Origin of the sequence: Flavobacterium sp. IB48 (assembly GCF_016405855.1) — a bacterium.
Lineage (GTDB): Bacteria > Bacteroidota > Bacteroidia > Flavobacteriales > Flavobacteriaceae > Flavobacterium > Flavobacterium ginsengisoli.
Map to the genome: position 1 here is coordinate 177,994 of NZ_JAEFCA010000001.1, position 17,197 is coordinate 195,190.

Below are 17,197 nucleotides of genomic sequence, written 5' to 3' on the forward strand. Positions count from 1 at the left end.
ATTCTTCACTATACGATAATACCACATTTTCTCGTTCTGCATGTAGTGAATCATCATTAAATGGCTCAAAATCATAACGTAAATTGAAAAAAAAGCACATTTAACTAAAGGAACTTTGATTCGTATTGATAATTATTATATTTGCACGCAATTTTGAATTAAATGAAGAAAATTTTTAATTTATTGTTATGTTTTTTCCCCTTTATCACACTTAATGCTCAGATCAATGAGATTGGTGTTTTTCTTGGCGGAAGCAACTTTGTAGGCGATGTTGGAAAAACAACTTATATCGCTCCAGAAAAATTAGCTTTTGGTGTTCTTTACAAATGGAACAGAAGCCCAAGACACGCATGGAGATTCTCATATACACAGTCAAATATTAGTGGAAACGATTACAAATCTGATGAAACAGGAAGAAATCAAAGAGGCCATCGTTTTGACAATGACATAAAAGAGCTTTCTGCTGGTTTAGAATTTAATTTTTTCGATTTTAATCTGCACGATTATCACACAAAAATAACGCCTTACGTGTTTACTGGTTTAAATTATTTCTTCTTCAATAATCTATACCGATACACTGCAACTCCCAATACCGTATACGAGCTAAAGAACAGAAGTTCTATGTCTATACCTATTACATTAGGTATAAAATCAAATATATCTCCACGTTTTGTTTTAGCTGCCGAAGTTGGTGCACGCTATACATTTACGGATAATATTGACGGAAGCAATCCAAATACAAGCAATCCAAGTATTATGAAATTTGGAAATTTAAATAATAATGACTGGTATATTTTTTCTGGTATGACTTTAACCTATACCTTTGGAAAAAAACCATGCTATTGCGCATACTAAAAAATGAATTTAATAGAATCGATAGATCACAAAAACTTACCTAGACACCTAGCCATTATTATGGACGGTAACGGCCGCTGGGCAAAACAACAAGGTTTCATGCGCGCGTTTGGCCACGAAAATGGCACTAAATCTGTAAAAGAGATAATCAAAACCTCAGCTAAGCTTGGAATTGAATATTTAACTCTATATGCTTTTTCTACAGAAAATTGGAATCGTCCAAAACTTGAGGTTCAGGCGTTAATGAAAATATTGATTAATTCATTAAAAAAAGAGCTAGTTACCCTTCAAGAAAACAATATCAGACTTAATGCAATTGGAAATCTTGATAAATTACCAAAAACAGCCCAAAAAGAACTTTTGGATGTTATGGAAAAAACGAAAAACAATACTCGCTTAACTCTTACTCTCGCTTTAAGCTACGGTTCTAGAGAGGAACTGGTAAATGCCGTAAAGTCAATTAGTGATAAAGTTAAAAATAATATAATTTCAATAGACACTATTGACGATTCAATTATAAATGAGCATCTTTACACGCAAAATTTACCTGACGTAGATTTATTAATACGAACAAGTGGAGAACATAGAATAAGTAATTTTTTGCTGTGGCAGATTGCCTATGCAGAATTGTATTTTACTAATGTCTTGTGGCCAGACTTTAAAGACCAAGATTTATATGAGGCTATTATTAGTTATCAAAAAAGAGAACGTAGATTTGGAAAAACCAGTGAACAAATTAAATAATTTTTTAGTGTTGCAAAAAAAAATACAAATAGTCTTTACCCTTTTACTATTGGGTAGTTTTTCACAAATTAAAGCACAAGAAAGAGTTCCTTTTGATCAAGGAAAAAAATATATTTTAGCTAAAGTTTCTGTTGTTGGTAAAATAAGCTTCAATGAGCAAACTGTCGTAACCTTTTCAGGACTTCAAAAAGGTCAGGAAATCACTGTTCCTGGAGAAGAAATTAGTAGTGCAATTAAAAAATTAGGCAAGCTAGGTCTTTTCGACGAAATCGCATTCTATGTTAATAAAGTAGAAAACGACAGTATCTATTTAGATTTAGATATTGTTGAACTTCCTAAATTAAATGAGGTTAAAATCATTGGTGTTAAGAAAAGTAAAATAGAAGGCTTAATTAAAGACAATAACCTGACAAAGAACAAAATTGTCAACGAAAACTTAATTACCACTACCAAAAATTACATCGAAAACAAATACAAAAAAGAAGGTTTTTATAACACAAAAGTTACTATTACCAATACTCCCGATAGTATTAACGGACACCAAGTTAATATGCTTGTCCGAATAGATAAAGGAGATAAAGTTAAAATCAGCAGTATTGATTTTACTGGAAACAAACAACTTACAGACAGCCAATTGCGTGCTGCGATGAAAGACACTAAGCAGAAAAATTTCATTCGTGTATTTAAGGCTTCTAAATTTATTCCAGAGAAATACAAAACTGACTTAGAAAAAGTAATCTCTGCCTACAAAGAAAAAGGATATCGCGATGCTCGTATTATCTATGATTCTGTTCAGTATAACAAGAAAAAGAATACTCTAGCAATTAAGATTAATGTAGAAGAAGGTAACAAATATTACTTCGGAAATATTAAATTCTTAGGTAATACAGTTTATTCAGATCAGCTTTTAAATCGTTATTTAGGAATCAAAAAAGGAGAAACTTATAACGGAGTTTTACTAGAAAAAAGAATTGCTGATAAGTCAAAACCAGACGCAGAAGACATTACCAACTTATACCAAAACAACGGTTATTTGTTCTCAAACATTAATGCTGTAGAGGTAAAAACAGTTAACGATACTATTGATTTTGAAATTAGAGTTACTGAAGGTCCTATTGCTTACTTCAACAAAATTACTGTTGTTGGAAACGATAAAACAAATGACCACGTTATTTACCGTGAGTTAAGAACTAAACCAGGTGAAAAATACAGTAAAGAACAATTGGTTAGAACTATCCGTGAGATTGGACAATTAGGTTTCTTTGACCCAGAGGCAATTGATCCTAAATTTAAAAATGTTGATGCCGGAGCTGGAACTGTTGATATTGAATATAACGTAGTCGAAAAAGGATCTAGCCAGGTCGAACTTCAAGGAGGTTATGGCGGTGGAGGTTTCATCGGAACATTAGGTCTTTCGTTTAACAACTTCTCGGCGAGAAAGATTTTTGACAAAGAAGCTTACAAGCCTTTACCAATGGGAGACGGACAAAAAGTTGCTCTACGTTTGCAAGGAAGTACATACTTCCAAACGTATAGTTTATCTTTCTCAGAGCCATGGTTTGGAGGGAAAAAACCTGTACAGTTTAGTTCATCTCTTTCATACAGTAAGCAATTTCTTAACAATTACATCACTCGAACTGTTGATAAAAGCAAAAGTTTTAATATTTTTACAGTACAAGTTGGTTTAGCGAAAAGATTAACTGTGCCAGATGACTACTTTGTACTATCACAATCTGTAAGTTATCAGCACTATGACTTGAACAATTATAATACAGGTTTGTTTACTTTTGGTAACGGAGCCTCAAGAAACTTAGCTTATACTATTGGACTTTCAAGAAGTAATAAAGGGGTAAACCCAATATTCCCAACTTATGGTTCTGAATTTAGTATTACTGCAAAAGTTACGCCTCCATATTCATTATTTAATGGTATTGATTATGGTGATTTGAAAAACCAAAAAGAATACAAATCACAATACACAGGTGTAAATACATCTGATGATTATGGCCAGCCACTTAATACTGGAGATTACATCAAAACAGATGCCTCTGGAAAAACTGTAAGTGTTGGATCAGATTATGCAAGTGCCGATACAGATGTGGCGAAAGTCGATCAGAAAAAATACAACTGGTTAGAATACTATAAAGTTAAATTTAGAGGAGACTGGTATACTAAAGTTTATGGAAAATTAGTATTAAGAACACTTACAGAGTTTGGTTTCTTAGGAGCTTACAATCAAGAAAGAGGTGTAATTCCGTTTGAACGTTTTTACTTAGGAGGTGATGGTATGGCCAACTACTCAATGGATGGTAGAGAAACTATCCAGTTAAGAGGTTATCCAAACAACTCTTTAACCCCTGTAAATGCTGCAGGTGATGCAATTGGAGCAACGATTTACAACAAATTCTCAATGGAATTACGTTACCCAATTACATTAAAAGCATCGGCTTCTATTTTTGCATTAACGTTCCTAGAAGCAGGTTCATCATACCCAACTTTTAAAGATTATAATCCATTCGATTTAAATCGTTCTGCTGGTGCTGGTTTACGTGTATTCATGCCTGCATTTGGTTTATTGGGTATTGACTTTGGTTACGGATTTGACGCTCTTCCAGGACAAACAAAAGCTAATGGATGGGAAACACACTTTATTATTGGACAACAATTTTAGTGAAATAACGTTTGGTTAAAAATCATCAAATAAAGTTATGTTATGAGAAAACAATTTTTATTTATATTTTTAGCCTTGATTGTAGCAAATACAAGTCAGGCACAAGGAAAGACTACTCGAATTGGCTACATCGACATGGAATATATTTTAGAAAATGTTTCCGATTATAAAGAAGCTAAATCACAATTAGAGCAAAAAGCTCAAAAGTGGAAACAAGAAGTAGAGGCTAAAAAATTAAATATAAATAATTTGAAAGAAAGCTTAAAAACAGAAAAAGCTTTACTTACAAAAGAATTAATAGAAGAAAGAGAAACAGAAATTAAGTTTCTTGAACAAGAAATGATGGATTATCAGCAGAAACAATTTGGTTCTGATGGAAATCTAATGAGACAGAAAGCAGCTTTAGCAAAACCTATACAAGATCAGGTTTTTACAGCTGTGCAAGATATAGCAGAAGCAAAAAATTATGATTTTGTTTTTGATAAATCATCAGATCTTACCATGCTTTTTAGCAATAAAAGGTTCGATATTAGCGATCAGGTTTTAAGAATTTTAAACCGTACTGAAAAACGTGAGCAACTGTCTAAAAAACAATTGAAAGAACAAGAAGCTAAAGAAAATATTGAAAATGCAATTGACGAAAATCCAGCAATGGCTGATCGCCAAAAAGCACTAGATGAGAAAAGAGCAGCTAGAGAAAAGCTAATTCAGGACAGAAAATTAGAACAGGAAGCTAAGAAGAAAGAATACGACGACAGAAGAAAAGCACTGCAAGAAGAAAGAGAAGCGAAAAAAAATGGCACGGTTTCTGGAACAGCTACAACAGCAGTTCCTGGTGCAGCCGCAACAACAGGTGACGCTAAAACAAGCTCAACTGCTAAAACTGCAACACCTGCAGCTACGGGAGAAACACCTGCCGGAGAACAGCCTGCAATGACAAAAGCAGAAGAAAGACAATTACTTTACGAACAACGTAAAAAAGAATTGGAAGAAAGAAGAAAGAAAATTTTAGAAGAAAGAGAAGCGGCTAAAAAAGCAAAAGAAGCCGAAACGCAAAAAGCAAATACGACCAATAATTAATTAATATTTTAAAAATGATGAAACAAATCAAAACTTTACTAATTGCTGCAATTCTTATTTTAGGAGCAAGTAACACAATGAACGCGCAAGCGAAGGTAGCACATGTTGATGTAAGCGAGATCATGGGGAAAATGCCTGCTATGCTAGATGCTCAAAATCAACTGCAAAAATTAAGTGGTACATATGATGCTGAATACAAAAAAATGGTTGACGAATATCAAGTAAAAATCAAAAAGTACGAAGCTGAAGCTGCAACTGTAACTGATGCTGTAAACGGTGAGCGTTCTAAAGAGGTTCAAGATATGCAAAAGAGAATTGTTGATTACAGAGACAATGCTCAAAAAGAATTACAACAAAAAGAAACTGATATCGTAAAACCATTAATGGAAAAAGTTAGAGCTTCTATCCAAAAAGTTGGAAAAGCTAAAGGTTTCCAATATGTATTAGACGGTTCTACTTTATTATTAGCTGATGGTCCAAACATCACTGCTGACGTTAAAAAAGATTTAGGATTCTAAGAAATTAAATCTCGATAATTAAACTGCTCAATTTGTATAATTTGAGCAGTTTTTTTTTACAAAAAATTAAAGCTAATCTTTCGTATTATTTCAAGATTTGACTTAACTTAGAATAACAATTTTATTTAAAAAATATTTAAATTTGCTTTATGATAAACAATAATCCTATAGGCGTTTTTGATTCTGGTATTGGCGGAACTTCCATTTGGAGCGCCATTCATGATCTTCTTCCAAATGAAAAAACCATTTATCTAGCTGACAGCAAAAATGCGCCTTATGGACAAAAAACCAAAGAAGAAATTGTTGCGTTAAGTAAAAAAAACGTAGAGTTTTTATTAGAGAATAATTGCAAATTAATTGTCGTTGCTTGCAATACTGCAACTACAAATGCTATACTAGAACTTCGTGCAGATTACAACATTCCATTTGTAGGGATTGAGCCAGCTATTAAACCAGCTGCAACCAATTCTCAAACACAGGTAATTGGAATTTTAGCTACAAAAGGAACACTTAACAGTGAGCTCTTTAATAAAACTGCTGAGATGTTTCACAATACAAAAATCATTGAGCAAGTTGGTCATGGACTTGTACAGCTTATTGAGGATGGCAATTTGTATTCGCCAGAAATGACACAATTATTAGAGTCATACCTTCAGCCTATGATTGAAGCCAATATTGATTATTTGGTTTTAGGATGTAGCCACTACCCTTATTTAATTCCTCAAATAAAAAAAATTCTCCCAGATCATATTAAAATAATAGATTCAGGAGAAGCTGTTGCACGCCAGACAAAAAATCTGCTTCGTGATAAGGTTGGTTTTTCTGAAAGTACAGATCACGATCCAATATTTTATGTAAACTCAGATCCTAAAGTTTTAGAATCAATTTTAGAACATAAATATCCAGTAATCAAAAAAGACTTTTAAGTATTATTCAAACTTTCGCTTGACGAACCAAATTCCGTCCAACGATAAATTGAGTGATATTTTATGGTAATTTTCTTTTATCAAATCATTCGCGATTCTACCTTTCTGCCCGTAAGAATAAGAAATATTGAGTGACGAAAATGTATTTTCAATTGGTAGGTTTAGTCCAATAGAAACAGATGCGCTATTAACACGCTGTCTGTCGACTTCGAGGTAACCGTTGTCAAAATTTACACCAGCAGCATACCCTACTCGATCCCAGTATCTTCTAACATTCTTTTTGGCGCTATAAGTAAATCCAAGCGCAAAACGATCCTGATTTACAAATTCGCCATACAGATCAGACTGTTTTGTATTTTTCCAAAAGCTCTTCTCATAATCTAAAGTCATATTCAAATTATTCTTAAATCGCTTACTAACTCCAAAGCCCAGTTCTAAAGGCATATAATAATCGTCGGTCTTTGTGGCTATATTAGTTTCTATAGCAGTTTCTACTTCATCTGCAATACTTGCCACCGATTGCACTTTTGATGCATTTATTCTTGCTGGAACTTTAATTGTTGTTCCTATTGTAAGGGTCGAATCTATTTTAAATTGAGCTCCTAATGTTGCGCGAACTCCGCTATAATCAGTTTTTTTATGTATCGTGGTAACTGCATTCGAAATAAGAAAAGCACGATCATCAACTGTATTTCCAAAAAGCACTGTTCCAGTTACTCCTACTGTCAATTTTTTTCCAAATCTATATCCGTATGAAAAATCTAGATTATTTAAACCTCCAGATCCTTGTGCTGTTACGTAATAAGATTCCTGACTGTCTGCAATTGGGAGTTCTAAATTTGAGATTTTAAATACCGAGCTAGAATATGGACGAAGCGCCAAACTAAAACCAGAATTTTTAGTAACAGGAAAAGCAAAAGCTAAATGAGAAAATTGAAAATTATTTCGATTTTCTGTACGATTGTTGCTTTGATATGTTGTGGCGATGGCTTTTCCTCCAATATCAAAAAGAAAATGATTTTGATACATATATCCTAAAGATGCCGGATTTAAATTATTGATAAAAGTATCTGAAGGTAATGCAATACCTGAACCGCCAATAGAAGGCAGATAACCAAAGTCTGAATCGTACAAGCTTCCAACGCCATAAAGCGAATATGGAGAACTTGAGATACTTTGAGAAAATGAAGTTAGCGACATTAAAAGGAAGCAACTCCATAAAACAACTTTATTTTTCATTTAGTAAGAGATGTAATAAATTTTTAGCTGAATTTTATTATCGGCATATTTTTGATTCCCCAAAACAATTCTGTTAACAGATTTGGAAATTCCAGGCAACGTTAAAATAAGAGACGACCTAGAATCGGATGCTTTAAGCATTTCTTTCTGAAGAAAAGCTCCAACAGGAATTGTATAGCCAATATTTTCGTTAAATTCATCGCTTTTTTTGTTCAATATCCCGTATACGGTAGTTCCTGCAGAATTTGTTAATGCTCCGCTTATTCTGTTCAAATTATCGCCAACAAAAACAGAAAGAGAATCGGCCAGTGGATATTTGTCAGAATAAGAGTTATTGACAGGCTTTAAAATTAGCTCTGCATTTACGATAGCGCCATTAGTCGAAATATTTTTAAACTGTTTAATATTCGGAAATTCAACTCTACAGGCGACTCCAGTTCCTGACTGAATAAAACCTTGATTATTGGTCAAGTTACTAGACAAATTACTACTCGAGACGGGAAGATTCTGCAGCAACGTTCCTGTTTTATCTAAAGAAATAGAATTAAACTGTTTTGTTTTGTCTAAAATGGTATAATCCAGAATATACGACTCCTCATCTGTATCTGCCATATATTTTGAATAATACAATCGCATTTTGCTGCTTCCAGCGCTAAATCCTATTATATTGGAAGAATTGGATGTTTCTGGAACCAAAACAAGACCTTTTAAGTATTCTGTAAAACTGTCAAAATCTGTAATTTCTCTTTTTTTAATTTTCTGAAAAAGAGCTTCTCCAAATTCTTTATCCATTTTAATATTGATAGAGTCCTTTTGTTTTGGTCTTGGTATAAAAGATATTTTTCCCAAGCTTTCAGTGCTATAACTTAAAGCAGAATTGTTGTAGAAATTACTATCGTCTGTATTAGGCTTAACTTTTTGAAGCAAACGATGAATGTCAAATGTTTGAACCTTTGTAGTATCTCCGTAATAATACTTATCATATTTAAGAATCATCGAAATCGAATCGAAAACGTAATTAACCGCTTCAGTATCTGAACCTGTATTATTCAATGCGTAGGAAGCTCCTGAAAGCTGAAAATAGCTGTCCGACTTTACTTTTCCAAAAATAGGATCATCATAATTCCCGATCAAGATTCTACTTTTATTCGAAGTTACCAGCGAGTCAAAATTAATGGTTGACATTTCTACGGTCACAGTATCTATCATGATTACTTTATTACTCAAAGCCAAATAATCTGACCCAACCGTAAATTCTCCAGTGTCTGTATCTGTACCACATGAAAATAAGGTCAGTACAAAAAGTAGTATCAATATAAACTTCTGCATAATTTAATTTTTGGACAAATATAAATTGTGCACTTTGGCGACACACTATAACATATACTATTGCGCTTTTTTAGGCTACTAATTGCACAAAACGATCTATAACCCAAAATCTGTTCTCGAATTTTAATTCGACCTTAAAAACGGCTGTTTTGTCTATCAAAACACGTCATATATATATCTTCTTTTTTTTAAGAGCGCCATCCATCTAATTTTGAGCCAATAAAATAAATAATGAAAGTAAGGTTTATAATTTGTTCTCTTTTTTTGATTTCATTTTTAGGTTTAAAAGCTCAAGAAAATTTTAGTGCCACTCTAAATTTCAAAACGGAGCCGACAGACAAGATAAATTTTAGCGAAACAAACATCGCAGTCTTTTATCAGAAGAAACTAGGAACAAAAAGCAAAATAGCTAACACATTGGAATATTCTAATTTGAAGGTGAATTACGAGTTTAATCCCTATAATTTTTATGCGGATCAGGACAAATTCAACCAAGTTCAAGACAAGTTCGAATATTCATCTGAAATAACAGAGAAAACAAGATGGCAACTTTCTGTAGTTCCTACTGCCAATTTTCAGAGCAAACTGGATTTTTCAGATGTTACCGTTTTAGGAAGTTTAGAAATTAGCCAGCAACTGAGCTCAAAATTCAATGTAATAGTTGGAGCTGGGCGAACATCGATTTTTGGAGCGCCAAAGTTTACGCCAATTGTTGCTTTTGATTATAAAATGAACGAGAAAACCGATTTTGAAATTGGATTTCCAGATTCGAGAATTTCTTATTCTAATAATGATCGAAATAAATTTAGTCTGACGAATAGTTTTAATGGAAACTTTTATCATTTAGACGAAAAAAACGTAGACAATAATGCCGAAAAAGCAGTTTTATCGCAAATGACATCGGCTTTGGAATATGAAAGAAATGTTGCTGCCAATTGGTTTTTAAATTTTAAAGCCGGTTACGATTTCAACAAAAAATACAATTTACTAGATAGCAACGACCACAAAATTTACGATTACAATAATGGAAATGGTTACGTTTTAGGAATAGGGATCAAATACAAACAATAAATTTTAAATACACTATGATTAATCTAAAAAAAGGAATTTTATTCACAGCGCTTTTTTCAAGCCTCTTTTTGATAAGCTGCAGCAATGATAATGACGATGATGATTTGGTAGGAAACTGGATTAAAAAATCAGCCTTTGATGGCCCTGCAAGATCTAGTGCAACAAGTTTCGTTATCGGAGATTATGCTTATGTAGTTGGCGGTTATACTGGCGATGTTTATTTAAAAGATTTATGGGTTTACAACTCAAACGGAGATTATTGGGAACAAAAGGCCGATTTCGGCGGTATAGGAAGAAGTTCTGCTTCTAGTTTTGCTTTAAACGAAAAAGGTTATGTTGGTCTTGGTTATGATGGAACAAATAAACTGAAAGACTTTTACCAATACGATCCTACTGCAAACAGCTGGTCGCAAAAAACAGATTTTGCAGGAACCGCTCGTTACGCCGCTGTAGGTTTTCAGGTTGGGGGTAAAGCGTATTTTGGGACTGGTTATGATGGAAATTACTTGAAAGATTTTTATCAGTACGATGATCAAGCTAATACTTGGACTTTGGTAAATGGTTTTAGCGGAAACAAAAGACGTAATGCAACGGTTTTCACAATTGCAGATAAAGCATATTTAGTAACTGGTGTGAACAATGGTGTTTATCAAGAAGATTTCTGGGAATTTGATCCGTCTACAGATGTATGGACAAGAAAAAGAGATATTGATAAAGACACAGACGATGATTATAGCTACAACGATGATTACGCAATTGTTCGTTCTAATGCATCTAGCTTTTCTATGAATGGATTAGGATATGTTGTGGGTGGTGAAAACATAAAAACAGTTTGGGAATATAATCCGTCAACAGACTTATGGGTAGAAAGAACTCCAATGGAAGGTGCTACAAGAACAGATGCTGTAGGTTTTGCCATCAATAATCGTGGATTCTATATGTTAGGACGAATTGGTTCTACTTATTTTGATGATGCTTGGGAATTTAAGCCATTAGACGAACAAAGTGACGATGACAATTAATAATAAACAATACTTCTGGAGTAAAATCCAGAAGTGTTTGATAGTTTTTGCCATTCTTCTTTTTATTGCTTGCGCGAAAAAAGAATCTTTGAGAACGGCTTCTTTTAAAACAAGTTCTGGTTGGGGATATACAATTGCCTACAAAGAAAAAGTTTTAATTAAACAGTCGGTTATTCCTGTAATAAGTGATACTAAAAGTTTCAAAACAGAAGATGACGCCTTAAAGGTTGCCAATCTTGTTAAGCAGAAACTCAAACAAAACTTATCGCCAACGGTAACCAAAAATGAACTAATTTTATTAAAAATAAAATTGTAAATGCAGATAGATACCATTAAAAATACCGGCTACAACAAAATATTATTCCATTTTGCGATATGGGTTTTCTTTATTTTGACTTCGTTAATTCAGTTTTACGAAAGTCCATTTAAGATTAGTAACGACTTTTATGTGCAATGGACAACCGGAATTGTTTTGTTTTATCTGAACTATTTTTATTTGGTTCCAAATTATTTATTGCAAAAAAAATACTGGCTCTACTTTACGTTTGCTTTTGTTTTAATTGCAACATTTATGATCATAAGGATAAATTATTTTATCCCTGAATTTAGGCATTTAAGACCAGAAAATATAATGCCTCCAAGGACAATGCCTCATGATCCGCATTTTTTCCCGCGAGGCGAAAGAATGCATCAGAGAATTGAAATGAGACAGCCTCTTTTCTTTAAAATTGGCCCATCGTTTTTCTATATTCTGATCATTACAATCTCTGCAATTATTAGAACATTAACTGAATTTTATAATAATCAGCAAAATAAACTGATTGCCGAAACACATAGAACAAATACCGAATTAATCTATTTGCGCAAACAAACCAATCCGCATTTTTTATTTAATTCTCTAAACAGTATTTATTCTTTGGCACACAAAAAATCTGATTTGGTCCCTGATGCCATCGTAACCTTATCTGAACTTATGCGCTATATGCTGTATGAAACAGATAACAAAACGGTGGCTTTAGAAAAAGAAGTCAATTATATCCAGAATTATATCGAACTACAAAAGCTGCGATTAAACAATATCGAAGACATCGTAATCAATGTTCATGGCGACACTAAAAATAAATATATTGAGCCTTTATTATTGATTTCTTTTGTTGAAAATGCCTTTAAATATGGAACTGATTACAAAGGCGCGGCTCACGTAAGAATTAAGATTCTAATTACGGATAACAATCTTGATTTCTGGATTGAAAACACCATTGAGAATTATGTAAAAGATCCTGAAAATTCAGGAATTGGATTAGTGAATATCCAAAGCCGTCTTGATCTTCTCTATCCAAACGCACACGAACTAACCATTACTCAGGATAATGAATATTACCGAGTTCATTTGAATTTAAAGTTGGACGAAATTAAAACCGCAATACATTAAACAAAACTGATTATGGACAGAAAAAAATTCATCCGAAATGGTATTTTGGGCATTGCATCTTTGGCAACAGCTACAAAAATTTTAGAATCTTGTTCTAAAAGCGACAATGATGAAACCGACTCGAGCAATTCTGGAGACGAAAGCTGCACTGTTTCTCCTTCTGAAACAAAAGGTCCCTTTCCTATTAAAACGCCGAGTCAGCTGGTTTTAGAAAACATCAAATCTGATCGCGTTGGAATTGCGCTATTGATTAATTTAAAGATTGAAAATAAGAATAACAATTGCGAACCTCTTTCTGGAGTTCTGGTAGATGTTTGGCATTGTGACAAAGACGGAAATTATTCTGAATATGGCGGCACGCAAATGCAGCAAACAGACTATACTTCTGTACATTTTCTTAGAGGAAGACAAACTTCGAACTCTAGTGGAGAAGTTTCTTTTATCTCGATTTATCCTGGTTGGTACCAAGGAAGAGCTCCGCATGTACATGTAGAAGTATTATCAAGTTCAGGAACTTCTTTGCTGGTAACTCAAATTGCTTTTCCTGAAACAATTTCAAGTGAAGTATATTCAAGTACAAATTATGCTGCACACGGACAAGCAGATACTGCAAATACAAAAGACAATGTCTTTGCTGATAGCCTAGCCGATGAGCTGGCAACCATGACAGGAAACTTGACAGATGGTTTTACGCTAACTAAAACTATAACTGTTAACGCATAATTTTAATTAGTTAACCAGTATTTTATGAAAATTTTAAAACTTAATTCACTGGTTTCAAACTACTTTTGAATGCAAAATGTATTTTAAAAAATTAATTCAGAAAAGATGAAATGTGTAATTATTGATGACGAACCTTTAGCTGTAGAATTATTACAGGATTTTGTCAAAAAAGTAGAAGCTCTGGAGCTTATAAACACTTTCAATAATGCTATTGATGCTGTTTCATTTATCAATCAGAATAATGTCGATTTGATTTTTCTTGATATTCAAATGCCTCATTTTTCTGGAATTGATTTTTTAAATACGATAGAAAAAAAACCTCTTGTTATTTTTACAACTGCTTATTCTGATTATGCTGTAGAAGGATTTAATCTTGGGGCTGTAGATTATTTGGTTAAACCAATTCCGTTTCATCGATTTCTAAAAGCCGTTGTAAGAGCACAGCAAATTTTTCAGCCTGCAGCAAATCTTGCAATTGCTGAAAACAATAATACACCTGAAATTGAACAGGATTTTATGTTTGTAAGAGCTGAATATGAAAATGTAAAATTAAATTTTGCTGATATTCTTTTTATTGAAGGATTAAAAGATTATGTCAAAATCTACACGACAGATAATAAATTTACGCTTACGCTAATTAGTTTAATCAAATTAGAAAATCTGCTTTCAAGCAAAGGTTTTGCGAGAATTCACAGATCCTACATCATAAATATCAAACATGTAAAATCGATTCAGAAAAACAAAGTTTTAATAAGCGATAAAAGAATTCCAATCAGCGAAAGCTATAAGAGTACTTTCTTTGAAAAAATCAACCTCTAAATTTTTTAAATTCCAATAAAAAAATTCCAAATTCCAAAAAGCTAAAACTCTTGGAATTTGGAATTTCTATTTTGGATTTTTTTATTTCTATTCTTCGTTTTTAAACCAGCTAGAATACATTACATAATTGTTCGAAATACGCCCTATTTCGCCTGCAAAATCAGATTGGTCAATGTCTTTAACTTTTTTAGCAGGAACGCCAGCATAAATGCTTCCTGAAGTTACAACTGTATTTTGTGTCACTACAGCGCCAGCAGCAATTATAGCATTACTTTCAACCACACAATTATCCATTACAATTGCTCCCATTCCAATCAAAACATTATCGTGAATCGTACAGCCATGCACAATAGCATTATGTCCTATTGAAACATTATTTCCTATAATGGTGGGATGTTTTTGATAAGTACAATGAATTATAGCCCCATCTTGAATGTTAACTTTATTTCCAATTTTAATAAAATGAACATCTCCTCTCACAACGGCATTAAACCAAACACTGCAAGATTCTCCAAAAGTTACATCTCCTACAATAGTAGCATTTTCGGCAACATAACAATCCTCTGGAATTAGAGGTGATTTTCCGTTTACAGATTTAATCAGCATAAAATATTTTTTAGTTAACTGCAGGACAATTACAGTCGTAACGTTCTTTTTTGCAGAATAAATTAATTCCTAAAGTAATTTGATGAAAAGCTCCCGTGTCAAACTTAACATCTCCCATTAGTTGAGTATAGGTGTAAGCGAACATAAAATTCTTGAAATTAACCCCAATAATAGGCGTAAAGTATTGTAATTTTTGAGACGATACTCCGGTTCCCGAAACATATTGTGCGCCATCAAAACCTCTTCTATATGATAAAGCTGCCCATAGACTCCCGAAATCCATGCTTTTATAGGCTTTCATATTTAAATCTAGTGTTTTTGCCTTTGTTTGATCAAATAGCTGAAAAAGAATAGAAGGCTCCCAAGTCCAACTGCTGTTTTTTCCAAATACATAACCAGCACTTAATAAAAACTTTCTAAGATTATCGCTTTCATAATCTGTATATAACTCTCTTCTTGTTTCTAACAATCCTTGAACTGTTGCGTGCGCATAAAAATCCAGATAATTATATGATGCTCCAACGTCAACATTGAAATAAGAATCTTTCTGAATTGAACCAAAAACAATTGGATCAAAAGTTCCTCCAAATTTTGTTTCGTCTAATTGACTTTGTATTAAACCTCCACTAATTCCAAAAGACAACTGATTTAAATCTAGTTCATCTCTCGAAAACATAATATGGTGTGCATATGTTAGTTTTACACCTTTTTGAGAATGATAACCATTTTTATCATTAAATAAAATTATACCAGCTCCAGAACGTTCTCCCACTCTACCGTTAAAACTTAAAGTCTGCAATGATGGAGCGTCTTCTTCTCCAAACCATTGTTTTCTGGCTGTCAATCTTATTTTAGCACAGTTGGCTGCGCCTGCCATTGAAGGGTGAATTAAATAATAATTATCAGACAAATAATCTGAATAAACAGGTATTCCTTCTTGAGAATAAGAATAAAAAGTAGTAATGAGAAAAATTAATAAAACCTTGATTTTAAATTTCATAAAGACAATTTTGTTTCTATATAATTTTCACTCTTGCAATTTAACACGATTTCTTTGAAAAGAGTCTTAATTATTTTATTAAAAAATCAAATATAGGTATTAGTAGAAAATAACTTTAGTAAATTTGCAAAAAATATACAACCATGACAAAAATCACTATAAAAGAGACCCAGAACCCGACCATTTTAAAGTTCGAGTTTGAAGACTTTATTACTCAAAATCAAAACTTTGAGTTCAAAAATATTGACGAAGCGCAAGCTTCTCCTCTAGCCCAACAATTATTCTATCTGCCGTTTGTTAAGACCGTTTATATCTCTGGAAATTTCATCGCTATCGAAAGATACAGCATTGTAGATTGGGATGATGTAAAAGATGCAGTTGCAGAGCAAATTACTGCTTTTGTTGACAAAGGTGGCGTTATCATTAAAATTGATGAAACAAAAGCAAAAAAACAGCCAATTACAGTTTACGGAGAAACAACTCCAAATCCTTCTGCATTAAAATTTGTGGTAAGCAGAATGCTTACTCGTAATGCAGTAGAGTATAAAAACATTGACCAGACTGCTTCTTCTCCGTTAGCTCAGGAATTATTCAAATTCCCTTATGTGAAAGAAATTTTTATTGATGAAAATTATATTTCGGTTACAAAATATGAAATCAATAACTGGGATGAAATTACTTTAGAATTAAGAACTTTCATTAAACAATTTATAGAAAACGGAGGAACTGTTTTAGATGAAAGTTTAATTCAAACTAAAGTCAAAACTGAAGCAACAAAAGATGAAGCTTTTGACAAACTAGATGTTACATCTCAGCAAATTATTAATATCTTAGAAGAATACGTAAAACCAGCAGTAGCCGCTGATGGCGGAAACATTGCTTTTGAATCTTATAATGAAGATGATAAAACAGTAAAAGTATTATTACAAGGTGCTTGCAGCGGATGTCCATCATCTACATTTACTTTAAAAAGCGGTATCGAAAATATGCTTAAAAGCATGTTGAATGATGAAGCGATCAAGGTTGAAGCTGTAAATGCTTAATTTCAAAAGAAACAATATACAAAGCGTCTCAATGAGACGTTTTTTTTTTGCAAAATATATTTGACATCAAATTACCAAAAGAATCTGTGTAAATTACCAATATTTTCATATGCAAACTT

17 protein-coding genes are annotated in these 17,197 nt (G+C 32.8%); 13 read left to right on the forward strand and 4 right to left on the reverse strand.

Going from position 1 to position 17,197, the window contains the following annotated elements; translation table 11 throughout:
• Positions 1–162 precede the first annotated feature (162 nt).
• The 6 genes from JC605_RS00865 (at position 163) to murI (ending at position 6,794) form a co-directional block, all read left to right on the forward strand.
• Positions 163–855 (forward strand): DUF6089 family protein, encoded by a 693-nt coding sequence (locus JC605_RS00865; protein WP_198854442.1) that lies wholly within the window; start codon positions 163–165, stop codon positions 853–855.
• 3 nt (positions 856–858) lie between these two features.
• The gene (locus JC605_RS00870; protein ID WP_198854443.1) at positions 859–1,599 is read left to right on the forward strand and encodes an isoprenyl transferase; all 741 of its coding nucleotides are present in this window, start codon (positions 859–861) and stop codon (positions 1,597–1,599) included.
• Complete coding sequence (gene bamA / locus JC605_RS00875) at positions 1,532–4,270, forward strand: outer membrane protein assembly factor BamA (RefSeq protein ID WP_198854444.1); 2,739 nt, start codon at positions 1,532–1,534, stop codon at positions 4,268–4,270. The genes JC605_RS00870 and bamA overlap by 68 nt, the downstream gene beginning before the upstream one ends.
• A 42-nt stretch (positions 4,271–4,312) precedes the next feature.
• Positions 4,313–5,350: an OmpH family outer membrane protein gene (locus tag JC605_RS00880; RefSeq protein ID WP_198854445.1), complete on the forward strand. Its 1,038-nt coding sequence runs from the start codon at positions 4,313–4,315 to the stop codon at positions 5,348–5,350.
• Positions 5,351–5,364: 14 nt separating this feature from the next.
• Complete coding sequence (locus JC605_RS00885; RefSeq protein ID WP_198854446.1) at positions 5,365–5,868, forward strand: OmpH family outer membrane protein; 504 nt, start codon at positions 5,365–5,367, stop codon at positions 5,866–5,868.
• A gap of 149 nt (positions 5,869–6,017) precedes the next feature.
• On the forward strand, positions 6,018–6,794 hold the full coding sequence (murI, locus tag JC605_RS00890) for a glutamate racemase (RefSeq protein ID WP_198854447.1): 777 nt from the start codon (positions 6,018–6,020) through the stop codon (positions 6,792–6,794).
• 3 nt (positions 6,795–6,797) lie between these two features.
• Here the strand turns inward: murI and JC605_RS00895 are convergent, their stop codons facing one another.
• Together JC605_RS00895 and JC605_RS00900 are read right to left on the reverse strand one after the other, a co-directional pair.
• On the reverse strand, positions 6,798–8,033 hold the full coding sequence (locus tag JC605_RS00895) for an aromatic hydrocarbon degradation protein (RefSeq protein WP_198854448.1): 1,236 nt from the start codon (positions 8,031–8,033) through the stop codon (positions 6,798–6,800).
• Positions 8,034–9,362: a DUF4270 family protein gene (locus JC605_RS00900; protein ID WP_198854449.1), complete on the reverse strand. Its 1,329-nt coding sequence runs from the start codon at positions 9,360–9,362 to the stop codon at positions 8,034–8,036.
• 231 nt (positions 9,363–9,593) lie between these two features.
• Here JC605_RS00900 and JC605_RS00905 point away from each other — a divergent pair, with 231 nt between their 5' ends.
• The 6 genes from JC605_RS00905 (at position 9,594) to JC605_RS00930 (ending at position 14,429) form a co-directional block, all read left to right on the forward strand.
• A complete protein-coding gene (locus tag JC605_RS00905; protein WP_198854450.1) occupies positions 9,594–10,433 on the forward strand; it encodes a DUF6268 family outer membrane beta-barrel protein in 840 nt (279 codons plus the stop codon).
• A 14-nt stretch (positions 10,434–10,447) separates the two neighbouring features.
• Positions 10,448–11,455: a kelch repeat-containing protein gene (locus JC605_RS00910; RefSeq protein ID WP_198854451.1), complete on the forward strand. Its 1,008-nt coding sequence runs from the start codon at positions 10,448–10,450 to the stop codon at positions 11,453–11,455.
• 37 nt (positions 11,456–11,492) lie between these two features.
• A complete protein-coding gene (locus tag JC605_RS00915; protein WP_233074001.1) occupies positions 11,493–11,771 on the forward strand; it encodes a DUF4907 domain-containing protein in 279 nt (92 codons plus the stop codon).
• The gene (locus JC605_RS00920; RefSeq protein WP_198854453.1) at positions 11,772–12,887 is read left to right on the forward strand and encodes a sensor histidine kinase; all 1,116 of its coding nucleotides are present in this window, start codon (positions 11,772–11,774) and stop codon (positions 12,885–12,887) included.
• A gap of 12 nt (positions 12,888–12,899) precedes the next feature.
• A complete protein-coding gene (locus JC605_RS00925) occupies positions 12,900–13,610 on the forward strand; it encodes an intradiol ring-cleavage dioxygenase (protein ID WP_198854454.1) in 711 nt (236 codons plus the stop codon).
• Positions 13,611–13,715: 105 nt separating this feature from the next.
• Complete coding sequence (locus JC605_RS00930; RefSeq protein ID WP_198854455.1) at positions 13,716–14,429, forward strand: LytTR family DNA-binding domain-containing protein; 714 nt, start codon at positions 13,716–13,718, stop codon at positions 14,427–14,429.
• A gap of 87 nt (positions 14,430–14,516) precedes the next feature.
• Here JC605_RS00930 and JC605_RS00935 read toward each other — a convergent pair whose 3' ends face one another.
• A complete protein-coding gene (locus tag JC605_RS00935) occupies positions 14,517–15,035 on the reverse strand; it encodes a gamma carbonic anhydrase family protein (protein ID WP_198854456.1) in 519 nt (172 codons plus the stop codon).
• Between the two features lie 10 nt (positions 15,036–15,045).
• Entirely contained in the window at positions 15,046–16,035 is a 990-nt protein-coding gene (locus JC605_RS00940; RefSeq protein WP_198854457.1) for a type IX secretion system membrane protein PorP/SprF, read from the reverse strand.
• A 143-nt stretch (positions 16,036–16,178) separates the two neighbouring features.
• Here JC605_RS00940 and JC605_RS00945 point away from each other — a divergent pair, with 143 nt between their 5' ends.
• A complete protein-coding gene (locus JC605_RS00945; RefSeq protein WP_198854458.1) occupies positions 16,179–17,078 on the forward strand; it encodes a NifU family protein in 900 nt (299 codons plus the stop codon).
• The last annotated feature ends 119 nt before the right edge of the window (positions 17,079–17,197 follow it).

What these genes read in the sequence shown, in the direction of transcription:
- JC605_RS00905 (WP_198854450.1), top strand. Translation starts at nt 9,594, where the DNA reads ATGAAAGTAAGGTTTATAATTTGTTCTCTTTTTTTGATTTCATTTTTA.
- JC605_RS00895 (WP_198854448.1), bottom strand. Translation starts at nt 8,033, where the DNA reads ATGAAAAATAAAGTTGTTTTATGGAGTTGCTTCCTTTTAATGTCGCTA.
- JC605_RS00865 (WP_198854442.1), top strand. Translation starts at nt 163, where the DNA reads ATGAAGAAAATTTTTAATTTATTGTTATGTTTTTTCCCCTTTATCACA.
- JC605_RS00900 (WP_198854449.1), bottom strand. Translation starts at nt 9,362, where the DNA reads ATGCAGAAGTTTATATTGATACTACTTTTTGTACTGACCTTATTTTCA.
- JC605_RS00910 (WP_198854451.1), top strand. Translation starts at nt 10,448, where the DNA reads ATGATTAATCTAAAAAAAGGAATTTTATTCACAGCGCTTTTTTCAAGC.
- JC605_RS00930 (WP_198854455.1), top strand. Translation starts at nt 13,716, where the DNA reads ATGAAATGTGTAATTATTGATGACGAACCTTTAGCTGTAGAATTATTA.
- murI (WP_198854447.1), top strand. Translation starts at nt 6,018, where the DNA reads ATGATAAACAATAATCCTATAGGCGTTTTTGATTCTGGTATTGGCGGA.
- JC605_RS00925 (WP_198854454.1), top strand. Translation starts at nt 12,900, where the DNA reads ATGGACAGAAAAAAATTCATCCGAAATGGTATTTTGGGCATTGCATCT.
- JC605_RS00920 (WP_198854453.1), top strand. Translation starts at nt 11,772, where the DNA reads ATGCAGATAGATACCATTAAAAATACCGGCTACAACAAAATATTATTC.
- JC605_RS00885 (WP_198854446.1), top strand. Translation starts at nt 5,365, where the DNA reads ATGATGAAACAAATCAAAACTTTACTAATTGCTGCAATTCTTATTTTA.
- JC605_RS00940 (WP_198854457.1), bottom strand. Translation starts at nt 16,035, where the DNA reads ATGAAATTTAAAATCAAGGTTTTATTAATTTTTCTCATTACTACTTTT.
- JC605_RS00880 (WP_198854445.1), top strand. Translation starts at nt 4,313, where the DNA reads ATGAGAAAACAATTTTTATTTATATTTTTAGCCTTGATTGTAGCAAAT.
- JC605_RS00870 (WP_198854443.1), top strand. Translation starts at nt 859, where the DNA reads ATGAATTTAATAGAATCGATAGATCACAAAAACTTACCTAGACACCTA.
- JC605_RS00945 (WP_198854458.1), top strand. Translation starts at nt 16,179, where the DNA reads ATGACAAAAATCACTATAAAAGAGACCCAGAACCCGACCATTTTAAAG.
- JC605_RS00935 (WP_198854456.1), bottom strand. Translation starts at nt 15,035, where the DNA reads ATGCTGATTAAATCTGTAAACGGAAAATCACCTCTAATTCCAGAGGAT.
- bamA (WP_198854444.1), top strand. Translation starts at nt 1,532, where the DNA reads ATGAGGCTATTATTAGTTATCAAAAAAGAGAACGTAGATTTGGAAAAA.